General features: G+C 71.7%; 13 protein-coding genes. 2 read left to right on the top strand and 11 right to left on the bottom strand.

Going from position 1 to position 12,897, the window contains the following annotated elements; all coding sequences use genetic code 11:
- The 3 genes from ACFYOB_RS17040 to ACFYOB_RS17030 are packed head-to-tail and all read right to left on the bottom strand — an operon-like array spanning window position 1 to window position 2,848.
- Window positions 1–630, bottom strand: a complete 630-nt coding sequence (locus tag ACFYOB_RS17040) for a lactate utilization protein C (RefSeq protein WP_388560567.1) — start codon at window positions 628–630, stop codon at window positions 1–3.
- Window positions 627–2,096, bottom strand: coding sequence for a lactate utilization protein B (locus ACFYOB_RS17035; RefSeq protein ID WP_388560565.1), 1,470 nt, complete (start codon window positions 2,094–2,096; stop codon window positions 627–629). Before ACFYOB_RS17035 ends, ACFYOB_RS17040 begins: the two co-directional genes overlap by 4 nt.
- Window positions 2,093–2,848, bottom strand: a complete 756-nt coding sequence (locus ACFYOB_RS17030) for a (Fe-S)-binding protein (protein WP_388560563.1) — start codon at window positions 2,846–2,848, stop codon at window positions 2,093–2,095. The genes ACFYOB_RS17035 and ACFYOB_RS17030 overlap by 4 nt, the downstream gene beginning before the upstream one ends.
- Before the next feature lie 18 nt (window positions 2,849–2,866).
- Here ACFYOB_RS17030 and cobF point away from each other — a divergent pair, with 18 nt between their 5' ends.
- Window positions 2,867–3,619, top strand: coding sequence for a precorrin-6A synthase (deacetylating) (gene cobF, locus ACFYOB_RS17025; protein ID WP_388560561.1), 753 nt, complete (start codon window positions 2,867–2,869; stop codon window positions 3,617–3,619).
- A 6-nt stretch (window positions 3,620–3,625) separates the two neighbouring features.
- Here the strand turns inward: cobF and ACFYOB_RS17020 are convergent, their stop codons facing one another.
- The 3 genes from ACFYOB_RS17020 to ACFYOB_RS17010 form a co-directional block, all read right to left on the bottom strand.
- Complete coding sequence (locus ACFYOB_RS17020) at window positions 3,626–4,768, bottom strand: aminotransferase class V-fold PLP-dependent enzyme (RefSeq protein WP_388560559.1); 1,143 nt, start codon at window positions 4,766–4,768, stop codon at window positions 3,626–3,628.
- 111 nt (window positions 4,769–4,879) lie between these two features.
- The gene (locus ACFYOB_RS17015; protein WP_388560557.1) at window positions 4,880–6,604 is read right to left on the bottom strand and encodes a glycoside hydrolase family 71 protein; all 1,725 of its coding nucleotides are present in this window, start codon (window positions 6,602–6,604) and stop codon (window positions 4,880–4,882) included.
- Between the two features lie 125 nt (window positions 6,605–6,729).
- Window positions 6,730–6,870 carry a hypothetical protein gene (locus ACFYOB_RS17010; protein ID WP_388560555.1) on the bottom strand — a complete coding sequence of 47 codons (141 nt, stop codon included), beginning with the start codon at window positions 6,868–6,870 and terminating at the stop codon, window positions 6,730–6,732.
- 97 nt (window positions 6,871–6,967) lie between these two features.
- On the opposite strand from ACFYOB_RS17010, the gene ACFYOB_RS17005 reads away from it, so the two are divergent.
- The gene (locus ACFYOB_RS17005; RefSeq protein ID WP_388560553.1) at window positions 6,968–7,438 is read left to right on the top strand and encodes a hypothetical protein; all 471 of its coding nucleotides are present in this window, start codon (window positions 6,968–6,970) and stop codon (window positions 7,436–7,438) included.
- 2 nt (window positions 7,439–7,440) lie between these two features.
- On the opposite strand, the gene ACFYOB_RS17000 is transcribed toward ACFYOB_RS17005, so the two are convergent.
- The 5 genes from ACFYOB_RS17000 to ACFYOB_RS16980 all read right to left on the bottom strand — a co-directional run bounded on the left by ACFYOB_RS17000 (window position 7,441) and on the right by ACFYOB_RS16980 (window position 12,838).
- Window positions 7,441–8,217, bottom strand: coding sequence for a hypothetical protein (locus ACFYOB_RS17000; RefSeq protein ID WP_388560552.1), 777 nt, complete (start codon window positions 8,215–8,217; stop codon window positions 7,441–7,443).
- Between the two features lie 175 nt (window positions 8,218–8,392).
- Window positions 8,393–10,612, bottom strand: a complete 2,220-nt coding sequence (locus tag ACFYOB_RS16995) for an NADP-dependent isocitrate dehydrogenase (protein ID WP_388560550.1) — start codon at window positions 10,610–10,612, stop codon at window positions 8,393–8,395.
- Between the two features lie 194 nt (window positions 10,613–10,806).
- The gene (locus tag ACFYOB_RS16990; RefSeq protein ID WP_388560732.1) at window positions 10,807–11,160 is read right to left on the bottom strand and encodes a DUF805 domain-containing protein; all 354 of its coding nucleotides are present in this window, start codon (window positions 11,158–11,160) and stop codon (window positions 10,807–10,809) included.
- Window positions 11,161–11,322: 162 nt separating this feature from the next.
- Window positions 11,323–12,165 (bottom strand): chitosanase, encoded by an 843-nt coding sequence (locus ACFYOB_RS16985; RefSeq protein WP_388560549.1) that lies wholly within the window; start codon window positions 12,163–12,165, stop codon window positions 11,323–11,325.
- 70 nt (window positions 12,166–12,235) lie between these two features.
- On the bottom strand, window positions 12,236–12,838 hold the full coding sequence (locus ACFYOB_RS16980; protein ID WP_388560547.1) for a GNAT family N-acetyltransferase: 603 nt from the start codon (window positions 12,836–12,838) through the stop codon (window positions 12,236–12,238).
- Window positions 12,839–12,897: the final 59 nt, after the last annotated feature.

The following is a 12,897-nucleotide window of genomic DNA, read 5'->3' as shown; positions in this document are numbered from 1 at the left end:
TCATTGTGCGCCGAGGAGGATCACTTCCAGGGTGCGGGGGCCGTGCACGCCCTCCACCCGGTCCAGTTCGATGTCGCTGGTGGCGGAGGGTCCGGAGATCCAGGTCAGCGGGCGGACGGGGTCGAGGCGTTCGAGGGCTTGCGGTACGGAGTCCACCAGCTGCTCCGGTACGCGGACGACGCAGATGTGGTGGTCGGGGATCAGCGTGATGCGCCGGCGCCCCTGTTCGGGTCCGCCGTCTAGAACGATCGTTCCCGTCTCGGCGATGGCCAGGGCGCAGCCGGTTACCACGCTGTCGACCTCGTCCAGTTCGTACGGGGTGGACCCGGCGCGGTCGTGGACGCGGGTCGGGTCGGCCGCCGCGAGCCAGTGCGGGGGCAGCGCGGGCGGCACGAGGACCGTCCGGGAACCGCGCGCCGCCAGAAGCCGCGTCAGCAGCACGGGGAGGTCGTCCTCGCGGGTGCGGTGGACCTTCGCGCGGTACTCGGCCAGGTTGGCGGCGAGCAGGTCGGCGCTCTCGGCCGGGGTGCGCTCGCCGTGGACGCGCAGGTAGTCCCGGGGGACGTCCACCTCGGGGCCGCCCGGCACGGCGCGGCGGATGCGGGCCAGGATGCGGTCCTTGCTCGTCACTGCGGGGTCCCCCGTTCCCGGGTCCACCAGTCGCGGAAGGATTCCGCCGGGATGTCGGGCAGTTCGCGGGTGCCGGTCCAGGCCCGCCCCGGCCCCGGCAGCCGGCGCGGGCGCAGCCGGCGGGCCCGGGCCAGCAGGCGCTCGCCCGCCCTGAGGGCTCCCGGATGGTCCAGGAGGAGCCGGGCGGCGCGCATGGCGGCCCGTTCGGCGGTGCGGCCGTGCGCGGGGCGGACCGTGACGCGGATGCCGTCGCGGGTCACCGGTCCGCCCTGGGCCACCCGTTCGCGCAGGTGGACGAGGACTTCGGGGATGTCGATGGCGACGGGGCACACCTCGTAGCAGGCCCCGCACAGCGTGGACGCGAAGGGCAGCGAGGCGTCGATCCCACTGCCGGTGCCGCGCAGTTGGGGGCTGAGGATGGCGCCGATGGGGCCGGGGTAGACGGAGCCGTAGGCGTGGCCGCCGGCGCGTTCGTAGACGGGGCAGACGTTCAGGCAGGCGGAGCAGCGGATGCAGCGCAGGGCCTGGCGGCCCACCTCGTCGGCGAGGGTGTCGGTGCGGCCGTTGTCGAGGAGGACGAGGTGGAAGGCACGGGGCCCGTCGCCGTCCGTCGTTCCCGTCCACATCGTCGTGTACGGGTTCATCCGCTCGGCCGTCGAGGAGCGCGGCAGCGTCTGGAGGAAGATCTCCAGGTCGCGGAAGGTCGGGACCACCTTCTCCACGCCCACCACCGAGATCAGGGTCTCGGGCAGGGTCAGGCACATCCGGCCGTTGCCCTCGGACTCGAAGACGACCATCGTCCCGGTCTCGGCGACCATGAAGTTGGCGCCGGAGACGGCGACCTTGGCCCGCAGGAACTTCTCGCGCAGGTGCAGGCGCGCCGCCTCGGCGAGCTCCCGGGGGTCGTCGCCGAGCGGCTCGGGCGCCGGCCGCCCCCAATGGCCCATCTCGGCCCGGAAGGTGTCGCGGATCTCGGCGCGGTTGCGGTGGATGGCCGGGACCAGGATGTGCGAGGGCCGGTCGTGGCCGAGCTGGACGATGAGTTCGGCGAGGTCGGTCTCGTACGCGGCGATCCCGGCGGCCTCCAGCGCCTCGTTGAGGCCGATCTCCTGGGTGGCCATGGACTTGACCTTGACCACTTCCCGCTCGCCCGTCGCCCGGACCAGGCCGGTGACGATCCGGTTCGCCTCCTCGGCGTCGGCAGCCCAGTGGACGGTCCCGCCGGCCGCCGTCACCGCCTGCTCCAACTGGACGAGGTAGCGGTCGAGATGGCGCAGCGTGTGGTCCTTGACGGCCTTGCCGGCCGCGCGCAGCCGGTCCCAGTCCGCCAGCTCGGCGACCGCCCGGGCCCGTTTGTCGCGGATGGTGTGCGTGGCGCGGCGCAGATTGGCGCGCAGTACGTCGTCCCGGACGGCCTCGCGGGCCGCGTCGGGAAACGCGGGCATGCCGAGATGGACACCCGTCATCGCAGCGGTTCCTCCTCCGTGGCGGCCAGGATTTCGGCGAGGTGCAGGGCCCGCAGCGGTGCTCCGGCCCGGCGCAGCAGGCCGTCGAGGTGGGCCAGGCAGGAGTTGTCGGCGCCGCACAGCACCTCCGCGCCCGTGGCCCGGGCCGCTGCGGTCTTGTCGGCGCCCATCGCGGCCGACACGTCCGGGTTCTTGACCGCGAAGGTCCCGCCGAAGCCACAGCACTCCTCGGCGCCGGGCAGCTCGATCAGCTCCAGGCCCTTGACCGCGGCGAGCAGCCGTCGCGGCCGGTCGCCGAGCCCGAGTCCCCGCAGACCATGACAAGAGGGGTGATAGGTGACGGTGTGCGGGAAGTACGCGCCCACGTCGGTCACGCCGAGGACGTCGACCAGGAACTCGGTCAGCTCGTACACGCGGGGTGACAGCGACCTCGCCGCCTCCGCGAGTGCGGTGCCGCGCCCCTCCCCCGCCGCCTTGCGGCCGATGCGCGGGTAGTGCTCGCGGATCATCGCGGCGCAGGACCCGGAGGGGGTGACCACGTACCGGTACCCCGCGAAGGCCTCGGCCGTACGCCGCACCAGCGGTTCGGTCTCGTACCGGTAGCCGGTGTTGTACTGCGGCTGCCCGCAGCAGCTCTGGGCCGCCGGGAAGTCCACGGTGACGCCGAGCCGCTCCAGGAGCCGCACGACGGCGATGCCGGTGCGCGGGTACAGCGCGTCGTTGACGCAGGTGACGAACAGGGCGACGCGCATGACGGGCACAATAGCGCCGTGAAGAAGTTCTCAGTGATCGGCATAGGCGCGGGCGACCCGGACCACCTGACCCTCCAGGCCGTCAAGGCGATCGGCGCGGCGGACGCGTTCCTCATCCTGGAGAAGGGCGAGGAGAAGGCGGATCTGACCGGGCTGCGGCGCGCGATGCTCGACGAGCACGCCCGCCCCGGCCACCGGCTGGTGGAGGGCCGGGACCCGGACCGGGACCGGACCCCCGCCGACTACACCCCGACGGTGGACGGCTGGCGCAGCGCGCGGGCCGAGCTCTTCGAGCGGTTCATCGCGGAGGATCTGGCGGACGGCGAGACCGGGGCGTTCCTGGTGTGGGGCGATCCCTCGCTGTACGACTCCACGCTCGCCATCCTCGACGAGGTGCTGGAGCGGGGCCGGGTGGCCTTCGAGCACGAGGTGGTACCCGGCATCAGCAGCGTCTCGGCGCTGCTGGCGCGGCACCGTACCAACCTGAACCGGGTGGGCCGCCCGGTCCAGATCACCACCGGGCGGCGGCTGGCCGAGGGCTGGCCGCAGGACGTGGACGACGTGGTGGTGATGCTGGACGCGCGGCACGCCTTCACCGCCCACCTGGACCAGGACCTCTTCATCTACTGGGGGGCCTACGTCGGCACCCCTGACGAGATCCTGGTGCAGGGCAAGCTCGCGGACGTCGCCGGGCGCATCGAGGAGCTGCGCACCGAGGCCCGCGCCCGCAAGGGCTGGATCATGGACACGTACCTGCTCAGGCGCGGCTGAGCGTCCTCATCCCAGGAACGCGGGCAGGGCAGCGGCGAGGCGTTCGTACTCCTCGGGGTGGTTGTACACCTGCCCGCACACGCGCAGGCCGCCGCCGCCCGGCCGGGGCCAGACCAGGACCCGGATACGGAGCTTCGCCGCGAGTTCCTCGCGCATGGCCCGGGCGGCGTCCTGGGTCTCGGCGACGCCGGGCGGCAGCAGCAGGGAGCGCATCGGCAGGCCCGGGGTGTGCGGGAGGGCGGTGAACCCGGGGATCCGGGCGAGCAGGTCCGCGCCGTAGGCGGCGAGCGCGCTGTTGTGGGCCCGTACCTTGGCGGCGTCCAGGCCGTCGAGCAGGTCGAGGCCCTCGGGGGCGGCCAGCCATCCGGTGTAGTCGGCGGTGGCCCGGTATTCGACCGAGCGGGGGAAGCCGCGGTGGTCCTCCCAGGAGGGCACCAGGGCCCTGACGCGGGCCCGGTGGGCGGGGGCGACGGCGAGGAGCGCGCTGCCGGAAGGGGCGTAGCCCCACTTGTGCAGGTTCCCGAACCAGAAGTCGGCCCCCGCGGCGATCGGCTCGGCCAGCGTGCCGGGGGTGTGGGCGCCGTCGACGACGGTGATGATCCCGCGCGCGGCGAGGTCCGCGAGGAGCCGCGGGCCGGCCACGAGGCGGGCGGTCGGCGAGCTGACGTGGTCGAGGAGGGCCACCTTCGTGCGGGGCGTGAGCGCCGCCAGCACGGCCTCGCGTACGGCGTCCTCGTCGGGCAGGTGCGGGTCCAGGGCCACCGTGGTGACGGGCGCTCGGCGGGCGGCCGCCGCGGTCACGGTGCCGTAGCCGTGGTCGGTGACCAGGATCTCGTCGCCGTCTTCGAGCGGGATGGCGTCGAACGCGATGTTGGCGCCCTCGGTGGCGTTGGAGATGAAGGCGAGGCCTTCGGGGTCCGTCCCGAGGCGGGCGGCGATCCGGCCGCGGGCCTCGGCCAGCCGGTCGGAGACGCTGAAGAAGAAGGCGTCGGGGTCGGCGTGGGCCTCGGCGCGCAGCACCTCCTGGGCCTCCTGGACGGGGAGGGGTACCGCCCCGTAGGAGCCGTGGTTGAGGTGTGCGACGCCCGGGTCCAGCCGGAACAGGGCGGCGCCGCCGGGGAAGGCGGTCGGAGTGGCGTGCTCGGTCACGGGTACCTCCGGGTGACGGGTGCGGCTGGCCTGCTTCCGGATCATGCAAGGAGCGCGGCCGAGCCCACAGGGCCAATCCCGACAGGGTGGCCTGCCGGTGGCCGCGCTGCGCTACTGATCCCGTCCGCTGGTCGCCGCGTAGTACTGGAGGTCCTGGACCTCCACCGTGCGGTCCACCGGGTACGGAAGCTCCACGTCCGCTCCGCTCCTCCCGTCCCGCACCACCTCCGCCGAGGCCGTGCCGGGCTTCAGCGGGAGCAGCTGCGAGTGGATCCCCGCGGGTGCCTCGTGGGTGTCCTTCGCGGATCCGACGGTCGTACGGACGGTCGCCGGCTCGGCGAGGAAGCTGAGCACCTCCACGGTGTCCCGGGGCGCCGCGCTGCCCTTGCGCGGCGCCATCAGCAGCGACTGGTCGCCGGTCGGGTCGGCGCTCGCGAACTGGGTGCGGGCGGTGAGGTACAGCGTGTCCCGGACGATCTTCGGCCAGCTGCCCGTCTTGAACTTGGTGAGGTAGTACGAGGTCAGGTCCAGGTAGGCGTGGCCGTTGTGCAGGGAGGGCGCGAACTGGCTGCCTTCCGAGTAGTCGTTCCAGGTGGTGAGCTGCACCCAGTCGGCGCCGTCCTCGATGGCGTGCGTCCAGGTGGAGCGCAGGGTCGCGGTGTTGCCGGCCTCGTCGTAGATGCCCTGGTTGGGGCGGGCGTCCTGGACGGAGACGGGCTGCATCCAGATCTTGCCCATGTCGTGCGCCCGCCGGACGTCGCGGGTGCTGCTCTCCTGGCCGACGTAACTGCGGCTGCCCCACTCGGAGAAGCCGTGACTGATGGGGGCGAAGGCGCCGTTGTGGGCGCCGAAGTCGAGGAAGAGCGGGACGAAGGCGGTGCGGACGCCGTGCCTGGTCTTCAGGATCTCCATGACCTGGGTCCACCAGGCCGCGCTCTTCGCCTCCGCCTTGAAGGGGGAGACGACGAGTCGGCCGTCGGGGAGCCGGTGGGCGGCGGGGGCGTCGCCGAGCGTGGCGATCGCGTCGGCGAGCACGCCCGGGTCGTCGGTCTTCAGCGAGGTCATGTCCGGCATCAGCATGATCTTGAATGCGGGGTCCACCGAACGGGCCGCCGCCATCAGGAGGTTGGAGCGGTCCCAGTTCTTGCCGGAGAGGGAGAGCATGTCGAGGGTGAACCCGTCGATGCCCGCCGCGCGGGCGGTGCGTACCTCCTGCTGGAGGTTGGCGTACTCCCAGTCGCCGGCCTTGGGCGGGGTGGGCAGCGGCCGGTCGCGCAGCAGGCCGCCGTACTTCTCGTGCTTGCCGCTCTCGCCGCCCGGGTTCAGGTAGTTGCGGGTGTAGTAGTCGCCGTCCGCGCTCGCGTTGTCGAGGGAGAGCGGGTACGGGGTGAAGTAGTGGGCGAACACCAGCTTCCTGCCCGCCGCGCCGGAGCGCAGGGCGGCCGGCTCGGGCAGGTCGAAGGGCAGGGCGCCAAAGGGGCGGGCGGCCCCGGTGTCCACCGCGCCCTTGGGATTGCCCTTGGCGGCCGCCCCCTTGGTGGGCTGCGGGCTGTCGGCCGGCTGCGGGGTGGCCGGTGCGGAGGCGGCGGGCGCGGCGCTGCCGGGCCCGGTGGGGCACGGGACTCCGCTGCCGGGGGCCGAACCGGCCTGAGGCGAGGCCCCGTTGAAGGGGTCCCAGGCGATCCCGGTGGCCGCGCACACCCCGACCAGGAGGAAGGCGGAGATCAGCAGGGCGAGCAGCGGCCTGCGGCCCCGGAAGCCGGGTCTGCGCCGGTGCCGGTGCCGGTGCGAGCCGCGCGGGGCGGCCCGCCCGTCGGATCGCCGGTCCGCGCTCATCCTGGCCCCTCCCGCGAATATGCCCCTCGGTGGGGGCTGCACAGCAGTAGAGCCCATTACCGGCTGCCGGACAACCGTTTCAGGATGCGCGCGCCCGGACACGTACGTCACAGGGACGACGGGACCTACGCCGGTTGCGGGTCGCTGTGCTCGGCGGGCAGCGACGCGGGCACGTGGTGGAGAACGAACTGCCCGTCATGTACGAGGACTTCGGGCTGGACGCGGCCCGCCCGCCACGGCGGGCCGTTCTCTGCGGAATGCGACATTCCCCTGGCCTCCTGGCGCAAGCGGCGGATAATCATCGTCATGCGGCTTGAAACACCCCTTTTGCCGCGCTTGGTCACGCATGCAATGGGGGGCATCGTGCCGATGAGGGAATCCGGGTCGCCCGGAACGACACTGCCCGCGACGTCCACCGAGATGTCCCGGCTGCTCACCACCGTCCGCCGGGGGCGCGTACTGACGGTGACGGGAGGGTTCCGCGAGCCGCGGAGCCTGCTCGTGCGGGAGATCGCCCGGCGGCTCGCGTCGAACTTCTGCGACGGGGTGGCCGTCATCGCCCTGGACCCGCTCCGGGGCGGCTACGGAGTCCGCGAGCTGACGGCCGAACTGGGCTGCGTACGCGGCATGCGCTTCCTGCCCTGCGGCACGGCGAACACCGCCTCGTGGCTGGCCGAACGGGACATGCTGCTCGTCCTGGACGGCACCGAACAGCTCCGCCCCGAAGCACTGGCCTGGCTGCGCCGCCTGCTCGCGGTGGCCCCCGGACTGCGGATCCTCGCGTCCGGGCGGTCTCCGCTGGCCTTCGAGCAGGAATGGGTCCACAGGCTCTGACGTCAGCCCAGTTGCCGGCTGAGCTCGCGCCACACCGGCGCCGGACAGTTCCCCTGGGGCCGGGTCTTGAGGAACAGCCGGTAGTCGACCTGGCGCGGCGGCCGGCCGATCTCCACCCAGTGGGGCCGGCCGGAGACCTTGTCCCAGCCGTCGTTCGGCATCCGGATGTGGTCGGACCGCCCGTCCTTGTCCTGGCTGGTGATCTGGGCGACCTCCGCGTGGTCGGCGTGGGCGGCCAGCACCACGCAGTAGTGCCGCAGGTGCCGCCCGGGATCCTCGCGGAGCGGCACCATCGCCAGCCAGACCTCTCCCGGGGCCGGCCGCTGGGTGCCCTTCGCCGCGAGCGTGCCGCCGCGGGAGCCGTCCCACCGGCGGACCGCGGCGACGAAGGCGGCCGCGACCAGCCCGGCGGCCAGACTCTCGGCCGTCGCCCGGATGTTCCACAGGGGCTGGTCGCCCACCCTGCTCTCGGTCCACCACAGGGCCGCGGCGACCAGCGCCAGCAGGGCCGCGGCCCGCGCCGGGACCAGCCACCACACGAAGGAACGGCGCCGGCCGGCGAACAGCGCCAGGCCCAGCGCCACCACGACCGGGATGCCGTAGGTGACCAGGTACGGGACGAAGCCGTGCAGCTGCTGCGGCGGCGTCTGCGCCGCCATCAGGTCGGGCAGGGTCAACGGGAGCGAGAGCAGGTATCCGACCGTGGGCAGGACGAACGTCAGGAGCAGGATCGCAGCGCATCCGATACCGCCGCAGGACGAGTTGGAACCGCGTGCCACAGAGCCCCCCGAAGGTCACCGACCAGCGAACGCTAGCGCAGGGCCCACTCCTCAGGCAGCAGTTCCAGGATGCTCGCGTTGTCGGCTAGGGACTGCGGGCGGTGCGGACACGGGTCCGCCCCGGCCGGGCACGGGGCCGGCCGGGGCGGAGACGTCACGCGTGCGACTGAAGGTGTCAGCCGAGGAGGGCCAGCGCCTGGTTGAAGGTCGCGGACGGGCGCATGATCGCCGCGGCCTTGGTGGCGTCGGGCCGGTAGTAGCCACCGATCTCCGCCGGCGAGCCCTGCACCGCGATGAGCTCGGCGACGATGGTCTCCTCCTGCTCCGACAGCGTCTTGGCGAGCGGCTCGAAGGCCTTGGCCAGCTCGGCGTCGTCGGTCTGCTTGGCCAGCTCCTGCGCCCAGTACATGGCGAGGTAGAAGTGGCTGCCGCGGTTGTCGATGCCGCCCAGCTTGCGGCTCGGCGACTTGTCCTCGTTGAGGAAGGTGCCGGTCGCGCGGTCCAGGGTGTCGGCCAGCACCTGGGCGCGGGCGTTTCCGGTGGTGGTGGCGAGGTGCTCGAAGCTGGCCGCGAGCGCGAAGAACTCGCCGAGCGAGTCCCAGCGCAGGTAGTTCTCCTTGACCAGCTGCTGGACGTGCTTCGGGGCGGAGCCGCCGGCGCCCGTCTCGAAGAGGCCGCCGCCGTTCATCAGCGGGACGACCGACAGCATCTTGGCGCTGGTGCCCAGCTCCAGGATCGGGAACAGGTCGGTCAGGTAGTCACGCAGCACGTTGCCGGTCACCGAGATGGTGTCCTCGCCGCGGCGGATGCGCTCCAGGGAGAAGGCGGTGGCCTCGACCGGGGAGAGGATCTTGATGTCCAGGCCCTCGGTGTCGTGGTCGGCCAGGTACGTCTTGACCTTGGCGATCAGCTGCGCGTCGTGCGCGCGGGCCTCGTCCAGCCAGAAGACGGCCGGGCTGCCGGTGGCGCGGGCGCGGGTGACGGCGAGCTTGACCCAGTCCTGGATCGGCAGGTCCTTGGTCTGGCAGGCGCGGAAGATGTCACCGGCGGCGACTTCCTGCTCCAGGACCGTGTTGCCCGCGGCGTCGACGACGCGGACGGTGCCCGCGGTCGCGATCTCGAAGGTCTTGTCGTGGCTGCCGTACTCCTCGGCCTTCTGGGCCATGAGGCCGACGTTCGGCACCGAGCCCATGGTGGAGGGGTCGAAGGCGCCGTTGGCGCGGCAGTCGTCGACGACGACCTGGTAGACACCGGCGTAGCTGCTGTCCGGGAGGACGGCGAGGGTGTCGGCCTCGTTGCCGTCGGGGCCCCACATGTGGCCGGAGGTGCGGATCATGGCCGGCATGGAGGCGTCGACGATGACGTCGGACGGCACGTGCAGGTTGGTGATGCCCTTGTCGGAGTCGACCATCGCGAGGGCCGGGCCCTCGGCGATCTCGGCGTCGATGGAGGCCTTGATCGCGTCGCCGTCGGGCAGCGCGCCCAGGCCGTTCAGGACGGCGCCGAGGCCGTCGTTGGGCGACAGGCCGGCGGCGGCGAGGGTCTCGCCGTAGCGGGCGAAGGTCTTCGGGAGGAAGGCGCGGACCACGTGGCCGAAGACGATCGGGTCGGAGACCTTCATCATCGTGGCCTTGAGGTGCACGGAGAACAGCACGCCCTCGGCCTTGGCACGCTCGATCTGGTCGTTGAGGAAGGTGCGCAGCGCGTCGACGTGCATGACGGACGCGTCCACGACCTCACCGGCGAGGACCGGTACGGACTCGCGCAGCACGGTGGTGGCGCCGTCGGCGGCCACGTGCTCGATGCGCAGGGTGCCGGCCTCGGCGATGACCGCGGACTTCTCGGTGGAGCGGAAGTCGTTCTCGCCCATGGTGGCGACGTTCGTCTTCGACTCGGGGGTCCAGGCGCCCATGCGGTGCGGGTGCGTCTTGGCGTAGTTCTTGACCGAGCCGGGGGCGCGGCGGTCGGAGTTGCCCTCGCGCAGGACCGGGTTGACGGCGCTGCCCTTGATCTTGTCGTAGCGGGCGCGGACGTCGCGCTCCTCGTCGGACTTCGGGTCGTCCGGGTAGTCCGGGAGGGCGTAGCCCTGGCCCTGGAGCTCGGCGACCGCGGCCTTGAGCTGCGGGATCGAGGCCGAGACGTTGGGAAGCTTGATGATGTTCGCTTCCGGCGTCTTCGCCAGCTGGCCGAGCTCGGCCAGGGCGTCGGCGATCCGCTGGCTCTCCTGGAGGTACTCCGGGAAGCTGGCGATGATCCGACCGGCCAGGGAGATGTCACGGGTCTCGACATTCACACCGGCCGTCGACGCGTATGCCTGGATCACAGGCAGGAACGAATACGTCGCGAGGGCCGGGGCCTCGTCAGTGTGCGTGTAGATGATGGTCGAGTCAGTCACCGGATGCTCCGCTCCACAGTCTGCGTCTCTCGTCTGCAACATTGCTCGACATCAAGATATCTCGTGATCGGGCCGGTCCGGACAGCCCCCTGCCCCGAGCCCCGGGAGACGCGCGTCACGCCCGTCACACGAGAGCGCCGCCGCGGACGTGTTCCGTCGGCGGCGGCGCCAGGGTGTGCGCGTGCTCGGGCCGGTCAGGCGTGGACGGCCTTGGGGCTCGGGCCGTACTCGTTCGGCCCGGCCTGGCCCTCGGTGGCCATGAGGACGATGAGCCAGATCCAGCCGATGAGGGGGATCAGGACGAGCAGGTACCACCAGCCGGACCTGCCGGTGTCGTGCAGCCGGCGCACGGTGAGGCCGATGCACGGCAGGAGGATCACCAGGGTGTAGACCGCGTCGATGATGCCCTTCGTGCCGAGGACGAGGTCCAGGCTCACGATGACGGCCTCGACCACGAGGTTGCACAGGACGAACATCCAGAACTCCTGGCGGCGGGCGCGACCGGCGAAGACGGCGTACTTCTTCAGCACATCGGTGTAGTAGTGCACGAGTCCCCCCAGAGGACGGATGGTGGGCCCGTCCTGCTGGATCAAGCCCGGGCAGAATTCATGCCCCTGTTTACTGGCGGGTCAAGGTCACTTCCCGCATCGCCCGATCGGCCGCGCGGCGCCGCGGTCGGGGCCCGGGCCCGGACCCCGACCGCAGGTGCGTCAGCCGATGTGGAAGGAGTCGCCGTAGACCTTCCAGTCGAGGGGGGTGTTGAGGTGCAGGTTGCCCTTCTTCAGGAAGACCCGCTGCGCGGTGTCGACGCGGCTGGTGTCGCTGTGCGCCTCCTCCTGCTTCATCGCCCAGACGCGGGCGTCGAGGAAGGCGTTCAGCCACGCGGTCTCGTTGCCGCCCTGGGCCGGGGGCTTGGCCTTGGACAGCGCGCGCTTGCGGATGTTGCGGAAGCTGGTGGAATCGCCGCCGTCACCGTGCATGACGATGGCGTCGTAGTAGATGAACTGGCCGAGGGTGCCGACCCCGTCGGACTTGCCCTGCTTGACCGCCGGGTTGAAGTAGACCCGGTCGCGCTCGTGGTCCTGGGCCTTCCTGAACTCGGCGTCCTGGGCCGCCTTCGCCCAGTCCTTGGTGAAGTTGGGGTCGAGACCGGCGTGCGAGTCGGAGCCGTCGACCTTGCGCAGGGCGGGGAGGTACTTCGCGAGGACGTTGCCCGGCTTGACCTGGGTGTAGTACTCGACGAGGTCGAGCATGTCTCCGGTGCCGGAACAGAAGCCGATGATGCCGGCCGTGTAGCCGCGCTCGTCGCCTATGTCCTCTATGTACTTGTACTGCGCCTTCCAGTCCAGCGAGGAGTTCTCGGCGCTGGAGACGATCTGCATGGCGATTTCCTTCTTCGCCGGATCGTCGAGACCGACGGCGGCCGCCGCGGTCACCTTCGCGGAGGCGGCACCGGCGTCGGCGGCCGTGGCGTGGGCCGCGACCGGTACGGCGAGGAGCGCGCTGCCGATCAGGGCGCCGATGACCAGGGTCTTACGTCGGGGGGCGAACACAAGGCCTCCGTGGGGTAGTTGAGGCTTCCTTGGTTGGTTAGGAAACTTTACTACCAGCGTTTGGGAATCCTCAAGACCCGTACACACGGGCCTGGAGCGAGTGTTTGGCGTCCGGCCATTCGGGGCGCGTGATGCTGTAAACGGCGGTGTCGCGGATCCATCCGTCGCGCATCACCATGTGGTGGCGCAGCACTCCCTCGTGCGTGGCCCCCAGCCGTGCGATCGCCGCCCTCGACCGGCTGTTGCGCACATCGGTCAGGAGCTCGACGCGGTGCATGCCCATCACCTCGAAGGCGTGGGTGAGCATGAGCAGCTTGGCCTCGGTGTTCAGCCCCGTCCCCTGCCAGGACGCGCCGAGGAAGGTGAAGCCGATCTCCAGCCGCCGGTGCGGGAGGTTGATCATCATGAGCCGCGTGGAGCCCGCGACCCTGCCGGTCGCGAGGTCCACCGTCGCGTACGCGATCTGCGTGCCCGCCTCGTGCGCCGCCAGCGCGTCCTCTATGAAGGCGGGCACGTCCTGCGGGTGCGGGACGGTCGTCACCGGGAGTTCCCAGAGGCTCCCGTCGCGTATCGCCTCGCAGAGTCCGTCGTGATGCCGGTGCGCGAGCGGCTCCAGCCGCACGCGCTCACCGGCCAGTGCGCCGCCGACCGGCTCCGTCGCCGTCCGTTCCATGTCCGAACCGCCCGTTCCCTGTGATCATCGATGACAGGGCGGACCATACCGGCGGCCTC

It is taken from the genome of Streptomyces sp. NPDC006463 (assembly GCF_042870715.1).
Classification (GTDB): domain Bacteria; phylum Actinomycetota; class Actinomycetes; order Streptomycetales; family Streptomycetaceae; genus Streptomyces.
The sequence above is the reverse complement of the archived record's forward strand: the minus strand, read 5'-3'. Positions and strand labels throughout refer to the sequence as shown.

Bases quoted from the DNA above. Each gene is read 5' to 3' on its own strand.
- ACFYOB_RS17035 (WP_388560565.1), bottom strand. From the start codon at position 2,096: ATGACGGGTGTCCATCTCGGCATGCCCGCGTTTCCCGACGCGGCCCGC.
- ACFYOB_RS17030 (WP_388560563.1), bottom strand. From the start codon at position 2,848: ATGCGCGTCGCCCTGTTCGTCACCTGCGTCAACGACGCGCTGTACCCG.
- ACFYOB_RS17015 (WP_388560557.1), bottom strand. From the start codon at position 6,604: ATGAGCGCGGACCGGCGATCCGACGGGCGGGCCGCCCCGCGCGGCTCG.
- ACFYOB_RS17010 (WP_388560555.1), bottom strand. From the start codon at position 6,870: ATGTCGCATTCCGCAGAGAACGGCCCGCCGTGGCGGGCGGGCCGCGTC.
- ACFYOB_RS16980 (WP_388560547.1), bottom strand. From the start codon at position 12,838: ATGGAACGGACGGCGACGGAGCCGGTCGGCGGCGCACTGGCCGGTGAG.